Consider the following 24597-nt stretch of genomic DNA (forward strand, 5'->3'; position numbering starts at 1 on the left):
GCGGGTGTGAACTCAGTAGCCCTGCAGGTCCATGTGCAGCATCTTGGCCTCGCCTTGCGAGACTTTCTCCGGGCACTTGGCGATTTCGGCTTCAACGGCAGGAATTAGCTTGCCCACCAATGTCCCGATCCGCTGCTTTTTCCCGTGGAGGTCGTCCCGGAAGCCCGCGGCGACCCCACCCTTCTCGCTGGTCCACACCTTCTTGGCCTGCATGTCGGCGTCAGCCTGCTTGAGCAGGTCTTTCAGGCGTTCGGTTTCCGACCTGAGGTCGTTCCTCAGCGTTACCAGGGCCGCTCGCCATGGATTGTCGACCTTCGGCTGGTCTGCCGGAGCACCCATGTGTTCTCCCCACCATTCCGTCACGCCCGCGTGGACCACAGCAAACAGCGTGATGTTAGCGGGGACCAACGGGTCGTAGATGGAGTGCAGTTGTAAAGGTCCGGCAGTGAACAGCCGTATTGAGAGTGGCGTAGAGTGTGATGCCACTCGCGGACGGCGGGTCCGCAACTCTGTTGTTGATACGGAGAGGAGCGACGTCTCATGGCAATCAGTGGTGCCGATCTCGACGCGCTGAACAAGCTGGTCACTCACTTCAAGAGCCAGAAGATCAACCTGGAGTCGGTGTTCAGTGGTCTGAACTCGGCCGCTGACGAGAGCCACGGCTACTGGACGGGTCCGCTGGCGGACAAGTTCCGTCACGAGTGGACGGCTATGAAGCCGCACCTGCAGAAGATCGTGGATCTGCTGCACGAGGCCCACCAGGCGTCGCAGACCCACCACGACAACATCCGCAGGGCCACCGCCGGTCACTGAGCTCTTTCAGCGCTGCCGTTCCAGAGTGAGGACGGCTGCGGAGATTGACGCCATTCGATTCGGACTGCACCGGGACCTGCGGAGGATCCGCCACGACTTCAGTCGTGCCACGCCACGCTCTACCGGTGCCCGTGCCGTGGACAGCGCTCGGTTGACGGTTTGCTGGGTCGGCGTGAGGTCGCGGCCCGACGGGCGTCTGAGGGGTTTCGTCACCCAGGGCCCGGCTCCCATGTAGGCGCGGTCGGCGAGGATGGGAACACCCTGGCGTTCACAGATCCGGATGATCCGGTGGGCGTGGGCCGCAGTGAGATCGTGCGCGCGGCCGGGCAGCGTCGGCGAGATCCACAGCAGCTGCCCCACCGGGTCGGTCACCACCTGCACGTTCACCCCGTGTCGGCGGTGCTCGTGGGAGAAGTCGGCCCGGTCGCACTCGGCCAGGGTGCCGTCGAGCAGGACGTAGTCCGGGTTGGCCTCGCGCAGGGCGCGCAGCAGGCCAGGTGCGCGGTCGGCGAGCAGGTCGACGACGGCTGCCGTGTATGCGTGGGCGGTGCCGACGGAGATGCCGAACCCGGCAGCGAGCTGGGCGAGGGTGTCGGGCCGGCGCAGGTACACCAGGCCGACCAGGGCACGCTGGTGCGGCGGGAGCTTGCAGCGGCGGTCACCCTCGCGGGTGACGATGAGCATGGGGACCCACTCGACCAGGGCGTGGGCAGGTCGAGTGCGGCAGAATACGGAACCAACGCGGCTCCTGTGCCTGTGGGTTGAGACTTCGAACACCTCCTCCAACGGCACGGGAGCCTCGTGCGTTGCGGGCATCGATCCCGTCACCAAATCAGTGGCCAGGCTGAAAAAGCTCACTGAACCGATCAGGTTCCACGGAGCTTCTTGTCCCGGGCCCGTTCCGACCAACTCGTCGGCCCAGATTGGGGGCGGGAGGGTCGGGGCGAGTGACATCGGACGGACGGTGGGCCGACCGTGGAACTCCGTGATTTTACTCTGCCCTTGATCTCATTTTGCGAAGATTTGCCGTCGTGAACTCCCGGCGCCGGGCGTTTCGGCTGCAACGGCAGAAATCGACTGCCCGTCAAAGTCACGTTGTCTCTGGAACCAACGGGGTGCAGGTGGCGTGTAGTTGTAAAGGAATGAGGGACGCGGATGCTCTGTGAGTGGCGTGAGGTAGCGTGCCACTCGCGGACGACGTGTCCGTAACTTTGCTGTTGATACGGGGAGGAGCGGTCTCCATGGCAATCAGTGGTGCCGATCTCGATGCGCTGAACAAGATGGTCAATCACTTCAAGAGCCAGAAGATCAACCTGGAGTCGGTGTTCAGCGGCCTGAACTCGGCCGCTGACGAGAGCCACGGCTACTGGACCGGTCCGCTGGCGGACAAGTTCCGCCACGAGTGGACCGCGATGAAGCCGCACCTGCAGAAGATCGTGGATCTGCTGCACGAGGCCCACCAGGCCTCGCAGACCCACCACGACAACATCCGCAGGGCCACTGCCGGCCACTGAGCCGATCGGGCTCCACGGAGCTTCCTGCTCAGGCCCGGGGTGTGCCGTCCGACCATCGGATGTATCACCCCGGGCCGGTTGCGGTTCTGCGAGGGCCAACCTGGCGAAGGGGCACGGTCGTTGTCCGCGGCTGAGGTCCCGGAGTTCAACTCGCTCGTCGTGTGGTGGGTGTGCCACGAAGTCCCCTCGCCGAACCACTGGGCAGTCTTGAACGGGCGGCGGCCGCATGTCGGCAGGGATGCCGCTGAACGGGGAGAAACGGCATGTCTGAGTTCGCGGGGGTCGACCCGCATCGGGTGCGTCTGCTGGCCAACAAGCTCAAGGATCTGGCGGACACGCTGGCACGTGAGGCGCCGAACATCCGGAAGCTGTTCGACGAGTGGGGCGGAACGCTCAACCAGGCTGCCCTTGCACGGCAGGTGACCCAGGTTCAGGACGACGCGCGGGACATGGCCAAGCGGGCCGACGAGGCGCTGAACCTGCTGCACGGCCAGCGGTTCGTCGACCCGAACGACCCCCACAAGGACTTCATCAACATCCCCTGGGACGTCTCGAAGATCAACACCACGTACGAGGCGCAGCAGGAGGCGCAGAACCTCAAACAGGCGATGGACGATCCGAAGGATCCGTCGTCGCGCGCGACGATCGCGGAGATCGCGCAGTCCCTGCAGGACCACAAGGACGACCCCGCTTATCTGAAGGCCTTCGCCGACGCGGGCGGGATCGCGGACGCGGCGCGGGTCGCCCAGGCGTTGCACCAGGAGGACGGCACCCACGACAACGTGGTGCTGAGCGACGACTCGACGAAGATCGTCGGACAGTTCGCCGACGGGGTCGACCAGATCTTCAAGTACCAGCAAGGCACGAACCCGAAGATCCCGCCGAACGCGGACTACGAGAAGGCGCTGACGCAGCCACAGAGCGGCGACATGTGGTCGGTGGGGATGTTGTTCAAGTACGGCCCGAAGGGCGACGACTGGGACCCGACCGTGCTGTCGCACGTCGGCGGGGCCATGCTGGACTGGCGCAAGGCCCATGACATGAGGCCCGGTTACTCCCCGGGCGGGATCGTCGGAATGGGCTATTCGCCCGAAGCGTACGTGGACCCGAAGAACGCCTGGTACGCGGGGCTCGGCCTCGCGCACAGCTACGTGGACGAGAACTCGCAGGACGCCCTCAGCCGGGTCAACGCCATCGACGCCAACGACCCCTCGCTCGCTCTGATGCAGCGCGTCAGCGAGAACGCCGACGCCGCACGCGGCCTCCTCACCGGGCCCGACGGCGCCAGCCACGCCAAGGAACTGGTCAACGACCACTGGGCCACCCCGGGCACCGGACTCGACGACGCCAAGTGGCCCGCCGCGGTGATCACCGCGGCCACGAGCGACAGGTTGATAAACGGCAAGCAGTCGGCCGAGGCCGCGGTGAACGTCATCAACGCCGGCGCGGCCAAGTACGCCGACGACAAGAACAAGAGCGACTACGAGAAGGAGCAGTACCCGGTCAACACGGAGATCGAGAAGTCGCTGGCCTTCGTGTTCTCCACGTACGTGTCGGACTTCGCGGACACCACCGGCATCGACCAGAAAGAGGCGTCCCTCAAGGGCGACGGCACGGTCATGGTGCCCCGGGCCACCACGTTGGCGTTGCTCAGCGAGATCCTGGAGACCAAGGACAAGGACAACGTCGGCAACGTCATCCAGGCCATCAACGCCCAGATCAGCATGACCTCCCAACAGGGCATCGACGGGGCGAACGGCACATACATCAAGAAGCTCGCCGAACTGCGCGGCATGGTCTCCGCCGCGGGGCACGCCGTGGACATGGACGAGGCGGCGCTCGCCGACGCCGAGCACGCCAAGCAGCTCCTGTGGTTCAACATCGTCACCAGCGCGGCCGCATCCGTGCCGCTGCCGGGCGGCCCGGCGGCACTCGAACTCACCGAGAAGTGGGCACAGGCGGCGATCTGGACGGGCATTCCCTACGGCGGCTCGCAGTTCCCGTCCGGAGCGCAGGCGCAGAAGGAGAGCGACTACCAGGGGTTGAAGTTCCGCGACTCGACGTCCATGGCCCTCCCGCTGATGGCGGGTCTCGCCCGGTCGGGGAAGCTCCAGGAGTGGCGCATCGAGCCGCCGCAGGGCCACCCGGAGTGGGCACAGGGCCACATCGTCATCAGAAACGACAGCGACCGCCAGGACTTCAACGCCTGGTGGCTCAGCACCCTGAAGCACAACGGTCGCACCGTCGAAGATTTCGACCAGGACATGAGGGAGGCGTTCAGCCTTGGAGTGGGTTAAGTCGGTACGCCGGTCTCGGTGGTTGGCGACCGGGGCGGCCTCGGCAGTGCTGCTCGGGCTCGCGGGATGCGGCGGGGGAGACGACGACTGGAAGGAGCCCGAGCAGGGGCAGGCGCTGGTCCTCCTCAGCACGGACTCCGACACCGCGGCCGCCGCATACGACGGTTTCGGCGACATCCCCTCGGGTCTCGCCGTCGGCAAGGACAATCAGGTCTACGGGATGTTCGTCAACCTCGTACGTATCGGGAAGGACCACAAGCTCAAGACCCTGCGACGGCACATCAACGGGCTGCACGGACTCGTCGCCCTGCCCGATGGCTCGTTGGCGGCCGGCGTCGACGGGCAGATCGTCAGGCTGAACGCGAACGGGCAGCAGGCAGGGGTCCTCGCGGGTGCCGAGGGTACGGGGCGCGAGGAAGGGCAGCCGGCCCCGAGCAGCGTCCCGGCGAAGGGGTACCATTTCGCCGACAAATATCCCGTTCCCTTCGCCGTACGGGCGGACGGCTCCGTCCTGATCACGGACGAGGACGTGATCTGGAGCCTCAAGGGCAACACCCTCAAGCGCCTTTACCAGATCCCAGCGGGCTCGTACCGGAGCGGAACGCGTCTGCTTCCGGGCCGAGAGGCGAGCGGGACCAATAGCGTCTACCTGGCCCTTCAGCAGACACTCGGCGGCATCCGGGCGATCGGCCCCGACGGCACGTCCCGAACCATCGCCCTGCCCAGGACCATCGCCGGAGTGACCGGCGATCCATCGGCACTGCATGTGGCCTGGATCACCGGCGACGGCGCGGACGGCCTCTACGTGAACGCCTACGGCACGTCCGCGTCGTATGTGCTTCATCTGGCCGGCGGCAAGGCCGAGGTGATCGTCGAAAGCCACGAAGAGAGCGGCGAACCGAACTCCGCCTGCAAACTGGGCCACCTGGTCGAAGCGAAAAAGCTGCCCTGCCCCATGCCCTACGCCCTGTCCTACTCCGCGTCCTCGGGAAGCCTCGTCATGGCCGGCAGTGCTTCGTACGTCCTGCGCATCCCCGTCAAGTAAGCACCGAGGCAGAGGAATTCACGTGGCCATACCCTATGACGACCGCCTTGAGGTCGTGAGGGCATCGCATGGCAGGAACCGCGCCCGCCGTGGACTGCTTCTCTCGGCCGCCGTCGGCCTGCTCGTCGGGGCCACCGCGTGCGATGGCGGTGACAGTGGTTGGAAGGCGCCGGGCAAGGGGCAGGCGGCGGTGCTGCTCGACCCCGGGCATTCCGGCGCTCTCGACCTCCAAGGCGGTGGCGAACTCGAGGGCTTGACCATTGCCGAGGATGGCACTGTCGATGTGCTGCGTAGCGGTATTCAGAAGATCAAGAGTGATCGCACGGTGGAATCGTTGCGACCCGAACTGACCAACGGCTCGTCCGGACTGGTCGCGTTGCCGGATGGCTCCCTGGTCTTCGGCAAGGACCACGCGGTCCACAAAGTCGACCGGAATCAGCAGGTCGGCATCCTGGCGGGAGTCCCCGGCAAGGAGCGGTCATCTACAGCGCAGGCCCCGAAGTCGGCCGTGGCTGCGGGATTCAGGTTCGGTGACTATGACGTCGCGCCCCTCGGTGTCCGTGCCGATGGCTCGCTGATCCTGCTCGACGGTGATGTGGTCTGGGCGCTGGCCAATGGCCGTCTCACTCGCGTGTATGAGGTCCCGGCAGCCGACCGCAAGGCCCGGGAATTGGACGGCTACCCCAAGGCCGCCGTCGATGGAAAGGGCACGGTCTACGTCACCAGCGGTCCGCGAGGCAGCTCGGCCAGATTCTCCAACATTGCGGACATCGTGGCCATCCGCACCGATGGGACCGCCGCCCCTGTCGCTGTGCCCCAATCAGTCGCTGGTGTCAAAGGAAAGCCAGGCGACCTGACAGTCAACTCCTTCACCGGGGATGGCGCCGACGGCATCTATGTCAATGCCTACGGTGCTGACGGCGAGTACATCCTCCATCTGCATGCCGGACGCGCGGACCTGGTGGCACGTTCCCTGTTCAGGCAGCGGACATCGAAGTCGGCAGGCGTCTGTCCGTTGAAACGCGCGGTGGACGCCGAGAAGTTGACGTTCGATCTTGCCTATACGGTGGCGTACGGGGATGGCAAGCTAATTCTTGGCGGGAATACGGAGTATCTCCTCCAAATCGGCATCAAATAACGGGGACAATCAATGGGCATACCTGACGAGGACAAGCTCGGCTATCTCTGCCGCCAGGACATGAACAAGATCGAGGCGTCCGTCTCGAACATCCGGGCCGCCATCAAGGCCGTCAACAACCTCATCGGCTGCGAGACCTGGGTCGGTTCCGCCGCTGACAAGTGGGGCAATGACTTCCAGGGCCGCATGGGGGCCCTGGGTACGTTGTTCGACTCCTACCCTCCGGAGGAGCAGCGTCTGATCACCAAGGCCCAGAAGGACCAGGCGGACATGGACCGCAAGCGGACGGGTGGAGGAGCGTAGGGTCGCCTGGCTAGTCCCGGCACGGGCCGTCCACGACAGAGCCCGTGCCGTCCGCAGTGTCCGGGACGGTGGCGCAGACCTGCTTGCCGCTGTCCGAGTCGGTGACGGTCACGTGTCCGTTCGTGTCGAAGGAGTCCGCCGCCTGCGCCTCGTACACGCCGTCGGAGGTCGTCACCGACGAGTCCAGCGTGACGTCGCGGGGCGAGGTGCTGCACGGCGAAGGAACGTACGTGGACGCGCCGCGCCCCGGTTCGCTCGGATAGAAGAAGGTCGGTTGCGGGGAGGTGGGGTCGCAGCTGCGGGCCGAGTCCAGTGCCTCGTCGATGATCTGGCGACCGGCCGCGTGGAGTCCGTCGCTCGTCTGCTGGTCCTGGAACGCTTCGCCCAGCAGTATGAATCCGCCCACGGCGCACATGGCCATGCCGAGCCCGAACAGCCAGTTGGTCAGGCGTTTGGCGTCGGGGTCCCTGCGTGACAGCGCGGCCGCCACGTCGGCCGTCAGGACGATCACCGCGCCGGCCCCGAGCAGGGCCCAGGCCGGCCCGGTCGAGATGGGCCCTACGTGCACATTGGGTGGCAACGGCTGAGCGACCAGCATGCACACCGCCCCCGTTCGATGAGTAGTCCGTCACCCGGGCAAGTTGAGCCGCTTCCGGTCCCTGCTGCGCTCTCAGTCATTGATCACGGCCTGTACCTGCGTGACCGCACCCCCCTGGATCAGCACCCCCCGGCCTGCGGGGCCGGCCGAGGACGTGCGGGGGAGGCGGACGCCGAAGAGCTGTTCGCCGGCGTCCGGCGTGGGGGCGAGCAGGAGGCCGTGGCGGTTGCGCCGTGCCTCGACCACGAAGCCGCGGTACTGGGAACCCAGGGCCTCGGCCGAACCCGCTGCGATGACCGCGTGGTCGCCGTCCAGCCCGCTGCGGACGACCTCCTCCAGACCCTCGGCCAGCGGGGTGTCGTAGAGCAGTTCCGCGTCGTCCACGAGGACCGCGTAGCGCTCGGTCGACACCGGCGACAGGAGTTCGGTGAGGTCGTGCTGGGTGGCGTCGCCGGTCAGGACGCCGAGGACGCCGGGTTCTCCTTCCAGTTCCTTCAGCGGGGAGCGCTTCGGGGTGATCAGCACCACGGGCAGGCCGGCCCGTGTCATCGAGCGTGCCATCGCGATCAGGGTGCTCGACCGGCCCGACTTCGGCGGTCCCGCGACGACGAAGCCCGGTCCGGCCTCGGACAAGTCGGCGCCGAGCGGGGCGAGTTCGTCGCCACCGACGCCGACGAGGGCCCACAGGTCCGACGCGGGCGCGAACTCTGGGTCCAGGGCGAGGGCTTCGCGGACCGTGCAGCGTACGGGCAGGGCGTCCACCCGCATCGGGCGGAGCGGGCGTGGGGGACGGGCGTGGAGCCGAGTGGCCTCCGTCGCGATCCGCTGCAGTGCCTCCACCTGCGCCTTGCCCGCCGGGTCGGCGGCGAGCAGGGCGAGCTGGCACTCCTGCACGCCGTCGTCGGTCAGGCGCAGGGCGCGTCCGGGCGGCATGTCCTTGGGTACGGAACGCGGGTTGATGCCGACCATGCCGTAGTCGTTGGGGTCGGTGAGCCGCAGGATGAGCCGTTCGCCGAAGGAGGTGGTCATGGCGCCGGACATGCCGGTGCGGTCGGTTGTCATCACCACGCGCAGGCCGACGGCCGGGCCCTCGCGGAACAGCCGGGTGATGGCTTCGATCAGCTTGCCGTAGTCGTAGCCCTCGAAGGTGGAGACGTAGCTCTCCCAGCCGTCGAGGAGGAGCACCATGTACGGCAGCCGGTCCTCACCCTGGGCCGATGCCCGCTGCTCCGCCACGCTGGAGACGCCGAGATGGGCCAAGAGCTGCTGGCGCCGGGTGATCTCGGCCTGGAGGCGGCCCAGCAGGCGGACGAGGCGCTCGGTCTCGTCGCGGGTGATGATGCCGCCGCAGTGCGGCAGTCGGGTCAGCGGCAGCAGGATGTTGGCACCGCAGTCGATGCCGTAGAGATGGACGTCGGCGGGGCTCGTGGTCGTGGCCAGGGAGGCCGCGATCGTGCGTAGTGCGGTGGAACGGCCGGAGCGGGGGCCGCCGATGATCAGCAGGTGCTCGCCGTCCACCAGGTCCAGGTTGAGCGGGGAGCGCGCCTGCCGGGACGGGACGTCGATGACGCCGAAGACCGCCGGGGCCACGTCGCCGTGTGCGGGGCGGGTCTCCTGGTGCAGGTCGGCGACCGTGACGTGTTCGGGCAGCGGGGGCAGCCACGGGCTGTGCGGCGCGCCGAAGCCCATGCGCTGCGATCCCTCGGCGATCGCGTCGACCAGCACCGCGAGGTCCGTGACCATGGTGCCGTCGTCCCCGTCGTCGGCCCGCCGGGGCAGCGGGCGGCCGATGGAGCCCCAGGGCAGCGGGAGGAGGCCGACGCTCGGCGCCGACGACGCACCGGGGCGTCGGCCACCGATGCGTGCCGACTGGACGGCCACCAGCGCGTTCGCACCGGACCGTACGTACATCCGGCCCGGAGTGGACTTCGAGATGCTCCCGGCGTCCGGGGCGTCGATGACGTCCGCGGATTCGTCCCGGTTCGTCACGCGCAGCGCGATGCGCAGGTTGGTGTTGGCACGGATGTCCTGGCTGACGACGCCCGCGGGACGCTGCGTGGCGAGGATGAGGTGGACGCCCAGGGAGCGGCCACGGCGGGCGATGTCGACGAGACCGGCGACGAAGTCCGGCAGTTCGGCCACCAGCGAGGCGAACTCGTCGATGATGATGACCAGGCGCGGCATCGGCTCCAGCTCCGGCCGCAGCCGCCGGGTGTCGGCGTAGTCCTCGATGTCCTTCGCGCCCGCGTCCAGGAGGATCTCCTCGCGCCGCCGCAGTTCGGCGGCGAGCGAGGCCAGGGCGCGCTCCGTCAGATGCGCGTCGAGGTCGCTGACCATGCCGACGGTGTGCGGCAACCGGGAGCAGTCCTGGAACGCGGCGCCGCCCTTGTAGTCGATCAGGACGAAGTTCAGGGCGTCGGGCCGGTTGTGGACGGCCAGCGAGGTGATGAGCGTCTGCAGCAGCTCGGACTTGCCGGCGCCGGTGGTACCGGCGACGAGCCCGTGCGGTCCGTCCAGCCGGAGGTCGAGGAAGAAGGTTCCCTCGGCGCCGACGCCGACCGGGAAGCGGGTCGTGGCGCCCCCGGACCGCCAGATCCGCTCGATGTCGGCGCCCGTCGGATCGGGCATCTGCAGCAGGCTCAGCAGACGGGCCGCCGACGGCAGCGCGCTGTCCGCGTCGTCGCGGCTGACATCGCGCACCGGCGCCAGCGAGCGTGCCAGCAACTCGCACCAGGCGTGGGGCACCTGGTCGGCCAGCACCTCGCCCAGGGCGTCCAGTCCCGCGCCGCGCAGCACCACGTGGTCCATCGAGCCCATCGGCCAGCAGATCGCCGCCCGGCACTCCTCGGGCAGCAGCCGCTCGTCCTCGTCGACGCACAGCGCGAACATCCCGTACAGCGGGCCCTCCTGGAGGAGCTGCGGGACGCCGGGCACGCGGCGCAGCAGCCGCGCACCGTCCAGGACGATCAGTACGTAGGGGTCGGGCCGCAGCCGGCCCGCCGCGCCCGCCGCGGCTGCCTCCTTGCGGCGGTTCAGTTCGTTGAGCAGCTCGGTGACGCGCTTGCCGATGGTCTCGGCGTCCGAGCCGACGAGGGCGACGCAGTCCTGGCCGATCTGCGGTGCGGCGTGCGGCAGCCAGTGCACCCAGCCCCACGCGGCGTCGGCATCCGGGGCCGAGGAGAGCACGACCAGGGACAGATCGCGTGGACTGTGCAGGACGGCGGCCTGGGCGGCGAACCAGCGGGCGCCCGCCAAGGCCTGGGGCCGTGCTCCGGCCAGGCCGACCACGCCCAGCTCCGTGAACGGCAGGGGCACCGGAACATCCTGGACGGTCGGTGGCTCGGGGGGCCCGTCAGTTGCCTGTCCGGGGCCGGCGACGAGTTCGATGTTCGCCGGAAGATCCGTCACGCCGACGCGCAGGACGAGGGCGTCCGGGTCGGTGAGCCGGCGCTCCCACAGGCGGCGCCGCGGTCCCGTCGCGAACAGCAGGAGGGAGGCGGCGTCCGGGTAGGCGGTGCGCCGCGCCCGCTGGTCTGCGGCGCTGAGGCTCGCCAACTCCTCTTCGTACTTGGCTTTCTGCGCCTTGTACTCCTTCACCGATGTGCGGTTCTTCTTCTTGCCCTCACGGTTCTGACTGACCCATTCGCCCGCCATCATCACCGGACTCATCAGGCAGAACAGCAGCGTGTACACCTGCTTGGTCATGAGGTACATGACCACGCCGAAGATCAACGGTGTGACGGAGGCGATCAGTTGGAAGCGGTGGCGCTCGGCCTTGCGGGGCGGATCGGGAACCACCAGCCGCGCCCGCGGTGGCAGCGAGGACAGCCGGGGCGGACGGTTGTAGGCGAGCCCGCCCTCTCCCATCGGGGCCAGGTGCGCGTCGGGTTCCACCGGGTCGTCGAGGACCAGCAGGGAACCGCCGCAGCGCACGAGCGCGCCCAGCGGCCACTGGCGCTCCGCGGTGACGGGTTCGCCGTCGAGAAGCACCTCCGTGTCGGCCTGCCCCGGGGCCAGGGTGACCCGGCCGTCGACCGCGAGGCTCACGCGCAGCGCGTCCTGGGGAAGACGAGGGTCGGAGATGGCGATGGTGCAGGTCTGCGCCGAGCCGATCGTGGTTACACCCGCGGCCAGCCGGCCGACCCGGCCGGCGCCCGGTCCTCCGGTGACGCGCAGTTCGTAGCGCCCCGACGGCTCGCCCGCCCGCAGGAACGGACCCACGCTGTCGTCGACGGATATGCGCATGCCGTCGCGGAGTACATCGCTCGCGCGGGCGTCGGGGGCGCAGTACAGCCCATCGGCCCACAGATCGGGTGTGGTGGGCGCCGCCGTGCCGTCGAACCGCGGGTCGTACGAAACCTGCGCCAACCTGGCAACGACGGGGGAGGCGGGAGCGGCCGTCGGCGCCAACGCCTTGGCCACCTCGGCAACACTCGCGTCCTCACTGAAGTCAAGATTGACGTCCTGTGGATCCGTGCCTTGCCGGACCACCGTGACGGACACCCGCATCGACCGTGTTCCTTCCTGGGGACCCGTGGCACTGCCACGTTGACATGCCCGCACAGGCTATCCGTCTCAGCCGGGGGTCGCCTCGCGGGCCAGCGGCCTTCGAGGGTCGGCACTCCAACTTGCTTGGCCGCAGGGCTGCAACGAGGTGTTCGCCCTCTCGCAGCTTGATGCCGTGGCAGGCCCGTTCATGTGCCCAGAGCCGCCGGCCGTTCCTCGTCGCCGATGACGAACTCATCGAGATACGGCCCGAGCCGCCGCGCTATGGAGGGAGCCTCCCGCGCACACTCGCGCAGCCTTTCGGCCCGCTTCTTCAGTTCGGCGGCGGCGTCGCCGCCGTCCGTGGCTGCCATTCGCGGTCCCTCCCCCGTTGCCTGCCTGTTCAGTCGCAAGGTGATCTACGACATCGCTGGAGAAGCATACGAGGAGTGCGTGGACCTCGCGATTGCCGCCGGGAATCTCCTTGACTGTCACGGCGTCGTCACATGGCGCCCCGTTCTCAGGCCGGCAGTTGCGATGGGACGTCGCATTTCGCGTCCTTGTGGGCTTGGCGGGCGAAGGACGTCGTGAGGGCGATGAGCTTCTGGCGTGCTTCCTTGTCCGAGACCTCAAGTGGTTTCAGGGCATCGGCCATTACGGTCATGTTCCAGGGCTGTTTACTGTCCTTCTCGCTGGAATAGCAGGGAACCCAGATCGCAGCCACCTCCGTATTGGAGGCGCCCTTGAGGCCGGCGTCGAAGTAGGTGATCTTTCCCCCGGAGTTCGGCGGGATTTCTGTCTTGGCCCACTGCTGCCAGGGCCTTGCGGATCCCATCTCGGCTGTCAGAAGGAAGAGGGACTTATCGTCATCACCTTTGACTGTGCACACGCTCCTGAACTCCCAGTCCCGATCAGGCCTCCACGTTTCGGTGAATTGATATTCGGAAGCGTCGGGCAGCACGGAGTTGAAGATCTCGGCGGCCTGCTGTCGATTGGGAACATGCAGGCAGACATCGTCGGCCTGGATGTGTCCGCGCTTTTCGAAGGCCCCGAGAAGGTAGGCCGCGAGCACAGCCCCGCCCGTAAGGGCGATCACAGCGCCGTAGACGTACGGGTTTCGCAGAAGTCTGCGTTTAGTCGGTTCCGTCAAGGTCGATCCTTCAGTCGCAGTAGAGCCGGGCGGGCGGCTACATCTCGGCGTTGCTGTTGTCGATTAGGGCATCGGCGTCGCTGAAGCCCAGACCTGCCCTGTCGCCGGACCTGGATGCGGCCGCATCGTCGCCGGTGGCGGCTTTGACGGACTGCTCCGTCGTCAGAGATGCTGAGTTCTGAAGTTGGTCCATGCGGCGTACGTTGTGGTAGACCTGCTCCTTTTCTTGAGATCCGTCGCCGTCGAAGCCGTCGAGAATGCCATTGAAGATCTCGCCCGCAGCCGTGCCGGCCAAGCCTCCTGCATAGATTCCCGCTGTACCTGTGAACGGTGCCGCCGCGATGGATTCCGGGGCACGCCCCGCTCTCAGGCCGGCAGTTTGGACGGGAGGTCGCATTTCGCGTCCTTGTGGGCTTGACGGGCGAAGGACGTTGCGAGGTCGATGAGTGTCTGGCGTGCTTCCTTGTCCGAGACTTCGAGTGGTTTCAGGGCGTGGGCAAAGACGGTCATGTTGTATCGGGCTTTGCTTGATTTCTCGTGGGCGTAACAGGGCACCCAGATCGCGGCCACTTCGGCGTTGGAGAGGCCCTTGACGCCGGCGTCGAAATAGGCGCTCTTGCCTCCCGAGTTAGGGGGAATTTCCGTATCGGCCCATTCTTTCCAGGATCCGGCGGAGCCCATAGTGGTCTGAAGATAAAAGAGTGCCTTGTCGTCTTCGTCTTTGACTGCGCACACGCTTCTGAACTCCCAGTCCTGACTGGGTCTCCACGTCTCGGTGAAGTGGTACTCAGAAGCATCGGGCAGTATCGAGTTGAAGATCTTAGCTGTCTCCTGCCGGTTGGGAACATGCTGACAGACATCGTCGGCCTGGATGTGTCCGCGCTTTTCGAAGGCCCCGAGAAGGTAGGCCGCGAGCACAGCCCCGCCCGTAAGGGCGATCACAGCGCCGTAGACGTACGGGTTTCGCAGAAGTCTGCGTTTAGTCGGTTCCGTCAAGGTCGATCCTTCAGTCGCAGTAGAGCCGGGCGGGCGGCTACATCTCGGCGTTGCTGTTGTCGATTAGGGCATCGGCGTCGCTGAAGCCGAGACCTGCCCTGTCGCCGGACCTGGATGCGGCCGCATCGTCGCCGGTGGCGGCTTTGACGGACTGCTCCGTCGTCAGAGATGCTGAGTTCTGAAGTTGGTCCATGCGGCGTACGTTGTGGTAGACCTGCTCCTTTTCTTGAGATCCGTCGCCGTCGAAGCCGTCGAGAATGCCATTGAAGATCTCGCCCGCAGCCGTGCCGGCCAAGCCTCCTGCATAGACTCCCGCTGTACCTGTGAACGGTGCCGCCGCGACGGATACAGTGCTTCCGACCAAAGAACCGCCCCATAGGCTCGCCTTGTCCTTCCATGCACTGTCTCGTGCATTGGCGTCAGCGTTGTCCTTGTCGGCTTGGAACTTCTGGCCGTTGGCGATGATGCCCTGGAACAGTCCGGTCTGGTAGGCGAGTTTGTCAATGGTGGCATCGGTCGACTGCGGATAGGCACCGGGGTGTTTCGCCTGTGCTTCCATCAGCGCGGCAGCGTATACGTGCTGAGAGACGTTGAGTCGGTCGTACCCTTCCTTGTTACGAGACACCGCGTAGAGGAACCGCGTTGCGTCGTACATCCGGATATGGCTGGTAGCCCCGGAAGTCGGATAGAGCTTGTCCTTGTACATGGGATCTGAGTCCAGGCCGCGTTGCAGATCCGGCATGTACTCGGCCGAGATGTTCGCGAAGCTGTCCGACAGGAACCCGTGCTCGAGGAGGCGGTCCTGGTCCTCGGACACCGACTTCACTAGTGCGCTGAACAACTCGGCCTGCTGCTTCGAGTGTTTGATGTCCTCGGCCGTGGCCTGTTCGCCGGGGCGGTGGCCGGTGGTGGCTGCCTCCAGGGCGAGGCCCATCGAATTGAGGCCGGTCACGCTCTCCTTGCCCGGCTTGCTGTCGTCCGGCCACTTGCGGTCCTCGAAGAGGTACTTGAAGTTTGTCTCCGCCTTGCCGTCGTCGCCCTTCTGCTGCCCGGTGAAGAACTTGGTCGACGCGTCGGGGCTGTTGGCGAGTGCCTTCATGTAGCCGGTGAGAGGGTCGTTGCCCTCGTCGTTGCCGAGGTGGTTGACCGTGCTCGTGGTGCCCCAGCCGGATGCGTAGGGCTGGTCGGCTCCGTCCAGGATCCGCTTGTCCTCTTTGACGAGCGCCGTTCCGTAGCCCACGAGGAACTTGTCGTCGTAGTCGCCGTACCGCATGAGGTTGCTCATGACGATGAAGCCCTCGGGTCCACCGGAGTCGCCGTGCGGGGCGGGGCCAGGGTCCCGGATCGGTTTGTCACCGATCGACACCATGTCCTTCTTCCACTTCTGCATCGCCGGCGAATCGGAGTTGGTGGCCGCCGCCACGGTGAGACTCAGGTTCTTCTGCATCTCGTCGAGGTCGTCGGCACGTGTGAAGTCGGAGGTCTCGCCGTATCCGGCAGGCTTGTCGAGGTTGCTCATCTCCTCCCAGAGCTGCAGCGTCTTCTTCGCTCCGAGAGCCCCTACGACCTTCTCCGCGAAGGGGTATTCGTCATAGTTCTGGGCGAAAAGCTGATTCAGCTCGTCGAATTCCTCGGGGCTCAGGTCCTCCGGGTCCTTCTTCGCGAGTTCCGTGGCACGCTTGGCATCCTTGGCCGCGGCGGCGTTGGCGGCTCGGCTCACCTGCGCCTCGTTGATCTGGACCATGCCCTTGAAGCCGGAGTACGGGACGTTGTCCATGTTCATGGCCAGGTGGTAGCGGCGCTTCAGCATGGGCAACTCGTCCTGCGCCCAAGACGCCACGCGTAGCACATCGGAGAGTTCCTGCGTGCCCAGGCCGTAGTAGGCGAGCTGGGTCTTGTAGTAGGAGGCCCGGTCCTGCAGCGTCTCCTGGTCCCGCTGTACGGAGTCGATGGTGCCCTTGAGCTTGTCGGGGTCGATCCCCGAGAAGACTCCCCCGCTGCTTCCCCCGTCGTCCGGGCGCATGCCCTCCCCGTTCCCCTCGTATCGGATCCGCTGCTCTTGAACAGGTCAGTACAGACGTCTGTTGCGGTTCATTGAATTGGCCTCCTCCGGTGTCACTTTCTCCGGCATACTGTCGATTTCGCGCTGGATGTCCTCAAGTACCTTGGTGATGCGACTACGTACCGTCTTGCGGTGACCGGCTGCATCGTCATGCCATTTGTCGGCGTTCTTGCCGACCCAGGACTTCGAGGAGCCCCGGCCTCCTTTGCCGATGTCCGTGGCCGCCCTCTTGAAGGCGTCGACGAAGTCGCCCTGCTCCTTCACGAGTTGCAGCTTGATTTTCTGCAGCCGCTCCCGTTCCGGATTGTCCACCTTTGACTTGTCGCCGTCGGTTCCCATGCCCCTGCCAATCGGTCTGTCAGCGGTTGACGGCTTGGATTTCCTGGACCTTGATGTCCTGGGTGGTGCCGAAGGTGCCGTTGGGGAGGTCGTCGCCGGCGCCGCCGGTGCCGGTCCAGCTGATTTCCCAGGTGATGGTGGCCCGGAGCTTGAAGGTGCCGTTGCCTGAGGAGCGGAGGTACTTCAGGCCGCAGGGCGGAGTCTCGTCGGACTTGCCCTTGGCGTAGGGCTCGCCGATGGAGTGGTCGGCGTTGATGGCGCACTCGCCGGAGGCGGGGAAGGTCTCGGCATCCGTCGTGCCGGGTTCGAGTTTGAGGGAGACGGGCTTCGCGGTGGTCGTGGCCTGGATGTTGAAGCCGGGGACGTTGATGGCCGCCGTGGCCTGGACCTCGTGGAAGGTGGCCTTGTCGAGCCAGGCCCATGTCGGCAGGTTCACTTTGGTGGTGGCCTCGGGCGCGAGGGTCACCTTGGTGCCGGGCAGTTGCATGCGCTGGTACGCGAGGGCGGCAAGGATCTCCGGAGTGATGGCCTCTTTGTACTGGGCCGGTGGGGTTTCGCCGTTGTCGACCCAGAAGGGGAGGTCGTTGCACGAGCCCCGCTTGAGTACGTCGGGTTCGTCGGGATTCTCGACAGCGGCCCAGAACATCCCCTCGCCGTCCTTATCGACGTTGTAGTCCTTGTAGCCGGGGGTGTCGGTCCAGCCGTAGTCGTCCTCGTAGTGGCGCTGCATCTCGCCGATCGCCGCGCCTGCGGTGCCGCCCATACCGGGCGTGTTCTTGGCGCTCTCGATCTGCTCGGACATCTTCTTCTTGAAGTCCTTGGCGCCGAGGTAGGGGGCGTACCAGCAGGGCGGGGGTGTCCAGTTGACGTCGGAGGACGTCACGTTGCCGGTGCTGCCGTCCTTGGTGACGGCGCCGGAGTACTGGATCTTGGCGGCGGCGTAGATGCCGGTCGAGTCCCCGCCGCCCGACTGCTCTGTGTCGGCGCCCTTGTCCTTGCCCGTCGGCCCTGCCGCGTGGGCCGGTTCCGCGAGGACGAGGACGCTGAGGGCCAGAGTCAGGGCCCCGGCGCCGAGCAGTATGCGTCGCGATTCGCTCACTGGCACTTCGCCGCCTTGGTCTGGACGTACACCTTGGACGCCTGCCACAGGTCATCGGCTGTGGGGAGCTTGACCATGACGATCTTGAAGTAGTCGAAGTCCGCGAGACTGGGCTTGGTCTTCAGGACCTTCCCCGTCTTGATCTCCTTGCCATAGAACTTGGTTGAGTCCACACAGAACGCCACCTCCACAGCCTGGTTATTTGTGGCGGACCGGGTGCTGACGTCGTAGTGGCGCTCCGTGCCGGTCGCCGTCCAGCCGCCCTTGATCCAGTTGTTGATCTGCACCTGCGCGTAGTGGAGCCCGTCACCGGTGGCGTACGCGGTCAGGGCCGCGTCCTTGGTCGTGCGCTTGCCGATGCCCCGGTAGATGGCGCGGAGGTAGTTCGCGGAATCCTCCATCGCCGCCGCCTCGTTCTTGTCCTTCGGCTTGTCCCAGTCGAAGACCATGGTCAGGTCCATGTCCTTGGGCAGTGACACGTCCACGCCGTCCGGCTTGTCCTCTGCTGGTGCTCCTGAAGCGGATGCCGAAGCCGTCGGCGTCTTCGTTCCCTGGTCGGCGCCGGCGATCTTGTCCTTGTCGCTGGCCTTGTCGTCACCGCTTCCGCAGGCGGTCAACAGCAGTGCTGCCGTTGCCGCCAGCGCGGCAGCAACGGGCAAAGTACGGCGCTTCACAGTGAACTCCCCGTGAGAAAAAAGACCATTCAAGAGAGCCGACGCTATCGGGGAGGTTCTCGGTTTCGCCAGAGCGAACTTCCCCGTGAATGGTGATAAGTCTGGGCGCATGGGGTGCTTGGGGGTGTGACCTGTGTCCCTGATCGTGCCCGAACGGATGACGACCTCAGATGCGTTGGGGCGCTGTGCCAGGGCCGCTGTTCCTGGATATCCCGCCGTTCCGGCTCCCGGAACCAGTGCCCCTGGACCCGGCTCGCCGTGCCCGTCGCGAAGGACACGTGGCCGCGCGTCACGAGGTTCTCGCCCTCGGGATGTTTCCAGTGATGTCGGTACGACGGCTCGATCGCGGTCTGGCATCCTCACGGTCATTCACGGTGACGACCCCCTCACCCGGCCGGGTGACACTGTTCAGACCGTTCCCCTGGTAACCCCCGCAGTGCCGACGACAGTTCCGGCAGTCGACGCCCCGGCCGCTCGGGCCTCGCCAGGCGACGATCACGGCACGTGTCGGCCGACCCGACGTGAGCAATTCGTGCAGGCCTCATGGGTGCGCGGTGACGGTCGTGGGCGCGGGCCGTGCGCGAGCAGGGCGTTCTGGATTCGCCCGCGCACAGTTCGGCCTGCCTTCGCGTCCCTGTACTCCCAACCGCCGTACAGGTCACCGCCGTTGCAGATCGCAACGACGATTTCAGTGAGGTCAAGGTGTCCGGGTGTGCCTTGAGGGGCTTATGTGCGGCTGATACGGTGCGATCGCTTGACACTCGCCCCGCTGCCGAGTAATCGACCGAGTCGGGGTGATTGGTGTGGAGTCTCCGCTTTCACGTGGGTGACAAGCGTTGACGGAGTTTCAGAGTTCTCGATAGACAGAGTCTTGGGTTACGGGGAGCGGTTGCGTGAAGATCCAAGAGCGTACGGGGGCGGGCGCCGGTCGTTCCGCCGCTCCAGCTCAGCCGTCGGTCGGTGACCGGCTTCCCACGCCGCCTCGTGAGCGCAAACCGGCACTTGCGGCCCTGGCCGTCCTGCTGATCCTGCTCGGCGCGCTCGGTGCGACCACGCTCGTGCTGCGTGCCGGTGACCGTATCGAGGTCGTCAAGGTGACGAAGCAGATCGAGGCCGGGGAGTCCGTCGGTGACAACGTGACCTCCGTGATGGTCGCCGCCGACGACAGCATCAACTACGTCAAGTGGTCCCAGCTGGGCGACCTCAAGGCCCTCAAGGCGAAGTCCACGATCTACGCGAACACGATCGTCGTGGGGCAGATGTTCGCCCAGAGCAGCAGCCTGCCCGCCGGCAAGGCCGCCGTGGGTGTCGCCCTCAAGCAGGGCCAGTACCCGGCCGACATCAAGTCCGGTGACGTCGTGGCCGTCTACAACGTCAGCACCAGCAGCTCCGGTTCCGACAAGACCGGCTCCGGCGCGGGCTCCACCACCTCCGGCGGCGGCGCCATCGTCGATTCCGCCAAGGTCGAGACGGTCGCCGACAACAGCGACGCCACCGTGAGCACCGGCAACCTCTCGGTCACCCTGCTCGTCGACCAGACCGACGCCGCCGACGTGGCGCGTGCCGCGTCCGCCGGTGCCGTCGCCATCGTGCACGTTCCCGGCAACGGCAACTAGAAGGCGGCACGCACCCCATGGCGCTCATCGCAATCGCCGCCGACAAGGGTTCTCCCGGCGTCACCACCGCGGCCGTCGCCCTCGCGGCGGTCTGGCCGCGCCGCGTCCTGCTCGCCGAGACCGACCCGGCGGGCGGCGACCTGGTCTACCGCAGCGCCGCCGCGCACGGCGGACCGCTCAACCCGAACACCGGCATGCTGTCCATAGCCGCGACCGCCCGGCGCGGACTGGTTCCCGATCAACTGTGGGACCACGTGCAGCCGTTGAGCGGGGGGCTCGAGGTGCTCGTCGGGCTCGGCGTCGCCGAGCAGGCCACCGGGCTCGCCGGTCTCTGGCCCACCCTCGGACACGCCTTCGCCTCCCTCGCCGACTCCCCGAACGCGCCCGCCGACGTCATCGCCGACTGCGGGCGGGTCAGCGGGGAGACCCCGGCCGTCGAACTGTTCCCGCACGCCGCCCTCGTGCTGCTCGTCTCGCGCACCGAGCCCGAGGCCCTCGCCCGGGTCCGGGACCGTGCCGCCGCCCTCTCCACCAAGCTGCACGGCGGCCCGCGTGGCGCCGCCACCCTCGCCACCCCGCTCATCGGCGTCGTCCTGATCGCCGACCCGAGCAGCTCGGCCAAGCTCGTCAACCAGGTCAACGACATGCTGGTGCACGCCCAGACGGGCGCCCGTGTCGTCGGCACCGTCGCCGACGACCCCGCCGGCGCCGACCAGCTGGCCGGCCGCAAGCGCGGCCGCCTCGACAAGTCCCTGCTCATTCGCTCGGCCCGCAAGGTCACCGCGGACCTCCACCAGCAGTACGGCGCCGCCTGGGCCGTACCCGCTCAGCAGGGCCACGCGGGAGCCGGCCGATGACCGCTGTCGACCACCAGTTGGTCAAGCGGTTCCGGCAGGACGCCGGCGACCGCATTGCCGAGCAGCGCCGCCTCGACCAGGTGGGCGGCGTCGCGCCGATGTCCACCGAGGACGAGCGGCAGTACGCCCGCGCGGTCATCGCCCAGATTCTGGAGGAGTACGCCCGCACCGAGATCAACGCGGGCCGCACCCCCCTCGACGCGGAGACCGAGGAGCAGTACGCGGCCGCCGTGCACGCCGCGCTCTTCGGTGTGGGCCGGCTCCAGCCGCTGCTGGACAACCCCGACGTCGAGAACATCGACATCAACGGCTGCGACCAGGTCTTCGTCGGGTATTCCGACGGGCGGGAGGTGAAGGGGGACCCGGTCGCCGAGACCGACGAGGAGCTGATCGAGCTCATCCAGGTCCTCGGTGCCTACTCCGGTCTGTCGTCGCGTCCCTTCGACTCCGCCAACCCCCAGCTCGACCTGCGGCTGCCCGACGGCTCCCGGCTCTCGGCCGTCATGGACGTGGCCCGGCGGCCCGCGCTGTCCATCCGTCGCGCGCGCATGGGCAAGGTCTTCATCTCCGACCTCGTCGGCAACGGGACGCTGACGCCCGAGGTCGCGCACTTCATGGCCTGCGCGGTCCGCGCCCGCAAGAACATCATGATCGCGGGCGCCACCAACGCCGGCAAGACGACGTTGCTGCGCGCGCTCGCCAACGAGATCCCGCCGCACGAGCGCCTGATCACCGTCGAGCGGGCGCTGGAGCTCGGGCTCGACACCTTCCACGATCTGCACCCGAACGTCGTCGCCTTCGAGGAACGGCTGCCCAACTCCGAGGGCCAGGGCGCCATCACCATGGCCGAACTGGTCCGTCGTTCCCTGCGTATGAACCCCTCCCGCGTCATCGTCGGTGAGGTCCTCGGCGACGAGATCGTGACCATGCTCAACGCGATGTCGCAGGGCAACGACGGCTCGCTGTCCACGATCCACGCCAACAGCTCCAGCGAGGTCTTCAACCGTATTTCCACCTACGCGTTGCAGGCGTCCGAGCGGCTGCCCATCGAGGCCAGCCAGATGCTGATCGCGGGTGCGGTGAACTTCGTCGTCTTCATCCAGCGGCGCAACAACTACCAGACGGGCGGCCGCCTCCAGCGCATGGTGACCTCCGTCCGTGAGGTCAACGGCGTCGACGGGCGCGTGCTGTCCAGCGAGGTGTTCGCGGAGGCCCCCGACGCACGGGTCGTACCGCACGCGCCCATAGCCTGCCTGGAGGACCTGATGGCCTACGGCTACCAGCCGCACGGGGCGTGGGGGTGACCGGCATGACGTACTCAGCGCCCACCTACGCGGCTCTCGGCTCGCTCGGCTCCCTCGGCGGTCTCTTCTCCACCGAGGTCCTGTACTCGATCGGCAGCGGAGTCGCCGTCGGCGGCGGGCTCGGGTTGCTGATGATCGCCGTACGCGGACTGCCCGCCAAGCCCGAGCACGAGAAGCAGAAGGCCAACGAACGGGCCGCCGAGCTCATCCGGTTCGCCGGCCGGCGCGGCTCGCTCGCCGCCATCATCGGGCTCGCCGTTCTGCTGCTCACCCGCTGGGCGGTGGCCGGTATCGCGGCCGGTGTCCTCGTCTTCTTCTGGGACCGTCTGTTTGGCGGCGCCGCCGAGGAACGGGCCGCCATGCGCCGCGTGGAGGCCCTCGCCTCCTGGACGGAGTCCCTGCGCGACACCATCGCGGGCGCCGTCGGCCTGGAGCAGGCCATCCCGGCGTCCGCCCGCGCCGCGGCCCCCGTGCTGCGCCCGCATCTCGACGCCCTCGTCGACCGGCTGCGCGCCCGCACCCCGCTGCCGGAGGCGCTCCAGCACCTCTCCGACGAGATCGACGACGCGTCGGCGGACATCATCGTGGCGGCCCTGATCCTCAACGCCCGCCTGCGCGGCCCGGGTCTGCGGCAGGTCCTCGGCGCGCTGGCCAAGTCGGCGCGCGAGGAGGTCGACATGCGTCAGCGCGTGATGGCCCAGCGGGCCTCCACCCGCCGCTCGGTGCAGATCGTCGTCGCCGTGTCGATCGCGTTCGTCCTCGGCCTCGCCGTCTTCAACCGCGACTTCGTGCAGCCGTACGGCACGGCGGTCGGCCAGCTCGTCCTCGCCGTCGTCTGCGGCCTGTTCGCGCTCGGCTTCTGGTGGCTGCGCAAGCTGTCGACGATCGAGACGCCGGAGCGGTTCCTGGTGCGGGACGAGTCCTCGGTGCAGTTCGTACGGCCGCGCACGCCGGCCGGGCAGGGCCCCCAGCCCCAGCCGTTCCCGTCGGAGGAAGGGGTACGCCGGTGAGCCTGACGATGCCGATCCTGGTCGGCGTGGTCCTCGGACTGGGCGTCTACGCGCTCATCCGCGCCTTCATGCCGACGAAGCGCAGCGCGGTCGCGCAGGTCGCCCGGATCGACGCGATGCGGGCGCGCGGAACCGCGTACGAGTCGGTCCGGCAGACCAAGGACACCGGACGCTTCGGCTCGCTGCGGGCCGAGATCGGCGCCCGTGTCTCCGAGTTCTACCTCCAGCAGGGCTGGGAACAGCGCTCGCTGCGGGCGGATCTGGCCGTCCTGGACCGCAGCTGGGAGAAGTTCCTGGCGACCAAGGTGCTGCTGGCGACTGCGGGACTGTTCTTCGGCCCGTTCCTGTTCGCGGTGGTCTGGACGCTGGGCTTCGGCTCCAGCCCCGTCATCCCGGTCTGGCTGGCGCTGCTCTTCGCGGCGCTCTTCTTCTTCCTGCCCGACCTGGAGGTACGGCGGGACGCGGCCGAGAAGCGCCGCGACCTGCGGCGCGTGATCGGGGCGTACCTGGACCTGGTGTCGATGAGCCTGGCGGGCGGCCGCGGTCTCCCCGAGGCCCTCATGGCCGCCGCCGAGGTCTCCGACGGCTGGGCCACCCAGCGCATCCGCAACGCCCTCGCCGACGCCCGGATCACCGGCATCAGCCAGTGGCAGGCGCTCGGCGCGCTGGGCGAGGAGCTGGGCGTCGAGGAGCTGAAGGACCTGTCGGCCTCCCTGGCCCTCGTCGCGGACGACGGCGCCAAGGTCCGCGAGTCGCTCGCCTCCCGCGCCGAGACCATGCGCCACCGCGAGCTGGCCGAGATCGAGGGCAGCGCGGGCGAGAAGTCGCAGTCGATGCTCGTGGCACAGCTGCTGCTGTGCGCCGGGTTCCTGGTGTTCCTGATCTTCCCGGCGGCGATGCGGGTGTTCCAGGTCTGAGCCCCATCCACAACCGCGAATCGTTTCGAGAGGACAACTCATCATGAACGGACGGAACTTCGGCACGGGGATCCCGGCCGTGGACTTCCTGGTCACTTTCTTTCAGGCCCGCGTGGAGCGCGCCCGCTCCGGCGAACTGGACCGCGGCGCCTCCGCGGTGGAGTGGGTCATCATCTCCGCGGTCGTCGTGGCGATCGTCGGCGTGGTGGCCGCGATCATCAACGAAGCGCTGAAGAGCGGAGCCGACAAGGTCGGTGACTGCATCAAGGGCGCCAGCGCGGACAAGACCTGCTGATCAGGCGTACGACGACGGGGAAGACGGGGTTGTTTGTGGGCGTGGGCAGATGGGCGCGCCGCCGGGCGGGGGCCGTGCGCGGCGA

23 protein-coding genes and 1 pseudogene are annotated in these 24597 nt (G+C 67.4%); 12 read left to right on the forward strand and 12 right to left on the reverse strand.

Features of this window, described 5'->3' with window-relative positions:
* Window positions 1-12 precede the first annotated feature (12 nt).
* Complete coding sequence (locus N8I87_RS23160) at window positions 13-339, reverse strand: hypothetical protein (RefSeq protein WP_263211359.1); 327 nt, start codon at window positions 337-339, stop codon at window positions 13-15.
* Window positions 340-540: 201 nt separating this feature from the next.
* On the opposite strand from N8I87_RS23160, the gene N8I87_RS23165 reads away from it, so the two are divergent.
* Window positions 541-813, forward strand: a complete 273-nt coding sequence (locus tag N8I87_RS23165) for a WXG100 family type VII secretion target (RefSeq protein WP_263211361.1) — start codon at window positions 541-543, stop codon at window positions 811-813.
* Window positions 814-819: 6 nt separating this feature from the next.
* Here N8I87_RS23165 and N8I87_RS23170 read toward each other — a convergent pair.
* A pseudogene (locus N8I87_RS23170) lies at window positions 820-1553 on the reverse strand (transposase).
* Between the two features lie 501 nt (window positions 1554-2054).
* Between N8I87_RS23170 and N8I87_RS23175 the strand changes: the two are divergent.
* From N8I87_RS23175 to N8I87_RS23195, 5 genes are all read left to right on the forward strand, one after another.
* The gene (locus N8I87_RS23175) at window positions 2055-2327 is read left to right on the forward strand and encodes a WXG100 family type VII secretion target (RefSeq protein WP_263211363.1); all 273 of its coding nucleotides are present in this window, start codon (window positions 2055-2057) and stop codon (window positions 2325-2327) included.
* Window positions 2328-2590: 263 nt separating this feature from the next.
* Window positions 2591-4624, forward strand: coding sequence for a hypothetical protein (locus tag N8I87_RS23180; protein WP_263211365.1), 2034 nt, complete (start codon window positions 2591-2593; stop codon window positions 4622-4624).
* Between the two features lie 22 nt (window positions 4625-4646).
* Complete coding sequence (locus N8I87_RS23185; RefSeq protein WP_263211367.1) at window positions 4647-5669, forward strand: hypothetical protein; 1023 nt, start codon at window positions 4647-4649, stop codon at window positions 5667-5669.
* Between the two features lie 22 nt (window positions 5670-5691).
* Window positions 5692-6807 (forward strand): hypothetical protein, encoded by a 1116-nt coding sequence (locus N8I87_RS23190; protein ID WP_263211369.1) that lies wholly within the window; start codon window positions 5692-5694, stop codon window positions 6805-6807.
* 12 nt (window positions 6808-6819) lie between these two features.
* Window positions 6820-7110 (forward strand): hypothetical protein, encoded by a 291-nt coding sequence (locus N8I87_RS23195; protein ID WP_263211371.1) that lies wholly within the window; start codon window positions 6820-6822, stop codon window positions 7108-7110.
* A 10-nt stretch (window positions 7111-7120) separates the two neighbouring features.
* Here N8I87_RS23195 and N8I87_RS23200 read toward each other — a convergent pair whose 3' ends face one another.
* The 10 genes from N8I87_RS23200 to N8I87_RS23245 all read right to left on the reverse strand — a co-directional run bounded on the left by N8I87_RS23200 (window position 7121) and on the right by N8I87_RS23245 (window position 18513).
* Window positions 7121-7708 carry a hypothetical protein gene (locus N8I87_RS23200; RefSeq protein ID WP_263211373.1) on the reverse strand — a complete coding sequence of 196 codons (588 nt, stop codon included), beginning with the start codon at window positions 7706-7708 and terminating at the stop codon, window positions 7121-7123.
* Between the two features lie 72 nt (window positions 7709-7780).
* Entirely contained in the window at window positions 7781-12217 is a 4437-nt protein-coding gene (locus N8I87_RS23205) for a type VII secretion EssC family protein (protein ID WP_263211375.1), read from the reverse strand.
* A 185-nt stretch (window positions 12218-12402) separates the two neighbouring features.
* Entirely contained in the window at window positions 12403-12567 is a 165-nt protein-coding gene (locus tag N8I87_RS23210) for a hypothetical protein (RefSeq protein WP_263211376.1), read from the reverse strand.
* Between the two features lie 146 nt (window positions 12568-12713).
* Window positions 12714-13343, reverse strand: coding sequence for a hypothetical protein (locus N8I87_RS23215; RefSeq protein WP_263211377.1), 630 nt, complete (start codon window positions 13341-13343; stop codon window positions 12714-12716).
* 37 nt (window positions 13344-13380) lie between these two features.
* Window positions 13381-13638, reverse strand: coding sequence for a hypothetical protein (locus N8I87_RS23220; RefSeq protein WP_263211379.1), 258 nt, complete (start codon window positions 13636-13638; stop codon window positions 13381-13383).
* A gap of 71 nt (window positions 13639-13709) precedes the next feature.
* Window positions 13710-14339, reverse strand: coding sequence for a hypothetical protein (locus N8I87_RS23225; RefSeq protein ID WP_263211381.1), 630 nt, complete (start codon window positions 14337-14339; stop codon window positions 13710-13712).
* A 37-nt stretch (window positions 14340-14376) separates the two neighbouring features.
* Entirely contained in the window at window positions 14377-16362 is a 1986-nt protein-coding gene (locus N8I87_RS23230) for a hypothetical protein (protein ID WP_263211383.1), read from the reverse strand.
* Between the two features lie 45 nt (window positions 16363-16407).
* Entirely contained in the window at window positions 16408-16740 is a 333-nt protein-coding gene (locus N8I87_RS23235; protein WP_263211384.1) for a hypothetical protein, read from the reverse strand.
* A gap of 19 nt (window positions 16741-16759) precedes the next feature.
* On the reverse strand, window positions 16760-17845 hold the full coding sequence (locus N8I87_RS23240) for a hypothetical protein (protein ID WP_263211386.1): 1086 nt from the start codon (window positions 17843-17845) through the stop codon (window positions 16760-16762).
* Entirely contained in the window at window positions 17836-18513 is a 678-nt protein-coding gene (locus N8I87_RS23245; RefSeq protein WP_263211388.1) for a hypothetical protein, read from the reverse strand. Before N8I87_RS23245 ends, N8I87_RS23240 begins: the two co-directional genes overlap by 10 nt.
* Before the next feature lie 893 nt (window positions 18514-19406).
* Here N8I87_RS23245 and N8I87_RS23250 point away from each other — a divergent pair.
* Genes N8I87_RS23250 through N8I87_RS23275 form a run of 6 tightly spaced genes read left to right on the forward strand, consistent with a single transcriptional unit; the run spans window position 19407 to window position 24512 of the window.
* Window positions 19407-20129: a hypothetical protein gene (locus tag N8I87_RS23250; RefSeq protein ID WP_263211390.1), complete on the forward strand. Its 723-nt coding sequence runs from the start codon at window positions 19407-19409 to the stop codon at window positions 20127-20129.
* Window positions 20130-20146: 17 nt separating this feature from the next.
* Window positions 20147-20986, forward strand: coding sequence for a hypothetical protein (locus tag N8I87_RS23255; RefSeq protein ID WP_263211392.1), 840 nt, complete (start codon window positions 20147-20149; stop codon window positions 20984-20986).
* The gene (locus N8I87_RS23260; RefSeq protein ID WP_263211393.1) at window positions 20983-22290 is read left to right on the forward strand and encodes a TadA family conjugal transfer-associated ATPase; all 1308 of its coding nucleotides are present in this window, start codon (window positions 20983-20985) and stop codon (window positions 22288-22290) included. The genes N8I87_RS23255 and N8I87_RS23260 overlap by 4 nt, the downstream gene beginning before the upstream one ends.
* A 5-nt stretch (window positions 22291-22295) precedes the next feature.
* Window positions 22296-23300 carry a type II secretion system F family protein gene (locus tag N8I87_RS23265; protein WP_263211395.1) on the forward strand — a complete coding sequence of 335 codons (1005 nt, stop codon included), beginning with the start codon at window positions 22296-22298 and terminating at the stop codon, window positions 23298-23300.
* Window positions 23297-24217: a type II secretion system F family protein gene (locus N8I87_RS23270; protein WP_263211397.1), complete on the forward strand. Its 921-nt coding sequence runs from the start codon at window positions 23297-23299 to the stop codon at window positions 24215-24217. Before N8I87_RS23265 ends, N8I87_RS23270 begins: the two co-directional genes overlap by 4 nt.
* 43 nt (window positions 24218-24260) lie before the next feature.
* Window positions 24261-24512 (forward strand): hypothetical protein, encoded by a 252-nt coding sequence (locus N8I87_RS23275; RefSeq protein ID WP_263211399.1) that lies wholly within the window; start codon window positions 24261-24263, stop codon window positions 24510-24512.
* The last annotated feature ends 85 nt before the right edge of the window (window positions 24513-24597 follow it).

Source organism: Streptomyces sp. HUAS 15-9, assembly GCF_025642155.1.
Taxonomy (GTDB): Bacteria; Actinomycetota; Actinomycetes; order Streptomycetales; family Streptomycetaceae; genus Streptomyces.

Excerpts from the sequence above, each read along its gene's own strand:
- N8I87_RS23160 (WP_263211359.1), bottom strand. The coding sequence starts at position 339 with ATGGGTGCTCCGGCAGACCAGCCGAAGGTCGACAATCCATGGCGAGCG.
- N8I87_RS23165 (WP_263211361.1), top strand. The coding sequence starts at position 541 with ATGGCAATCAGTGGTGCCGATCTCGACGCGCTGAACAAGCTGGTCACT.
- N8I87_RS23175 (WP_263211363.1), top strand. The coding sequence starts at position 2,055 with ATGGCAATCAGTGGTGCCGATCTCGATGCGCTGAACAAGATGGTCAAT.
- N8I87_RS23180 (WP_263211365.1), top strand. The coding sequence starts at position 2,591 with ATGTCTGAGTTCGCGGGGGTCGACCCGCATCGGGTGCGTCTGCTGGCC.
- N8I87_RS23195 (WP_263211371.1), top strand. The coding sequence starts at position 6,820 with ATGGGCATACCTGACGAGGACAAGCTCGGCTATCTCTGCCGCCAGGAC.
- N8I87_RS23200 (WP_263211373.1), bottom strand. The coding sequence starts at position 7,708 with ATGCTGGTCGCTCAGCCGTTGCCACCCAATGTGCACGTAGGGCCCATC.
- N8I87_RS23205 (WP_263211375.1), bottom strand. The coding sequence starts at position 12,217 with ATGCGGGTGTCCGTCACGGTGGTCCGGCAAGGCACGGATCCACAGGAC.
- N8I87_RS23210 (WP_263211376.1), bottom strand. The coding sequence starts at position 12,567 with ATGGCAGCCACGGACGGCGGCGACGCCGCCGCCGAACTGAAGAAGCGG.
- N8I87_RS23230 (WP_263211383.1), bottom strand. The coding sequence starts at position 16,362 with ATGCGCCCGGACGACGGGGGAAGCAGCGGGGGAGTCTTCTCGGGGATC.
- N8I87_RS23235 (WP_263211384.1), bottom strand. The coding sequence starts at position 16,740 with ATGGGAACCGACGGCGACAAGTCAAAGGTGGACAATCCGGAACGGGAG.
- N8I87_RS23255 (WP_263211392.1), top strand. The coding sequence starts at position 20,147 with ATGGCGCTCATCGCAATCGCCGCCGACAAGGGTTCTCCCGGCGTCACC.
- N8I87_RS23260 (WP_263211393.1), top strand. The coding sequence starts at position 20,983 with ATGACCGCTGTCGACCACCAGTTGGTCAAGCGGTTCCGGCAGGACGCC.
- N8I87_RS23265 (WP_263211395.1), top strand. The coding sequence starts at position 22,296 with ATGACGTACTCAGCGCCCACCTACGCGGCTCTCGGCTCGCTCGGCTCC.
- N8I87_RS23275 (WP_263211399.1), top strand. The coding sequence starts at position 24,261 with ATGAACGGACGGAACTTCGGCACGGGGATCCCGGCCGTGGACTTCCTG.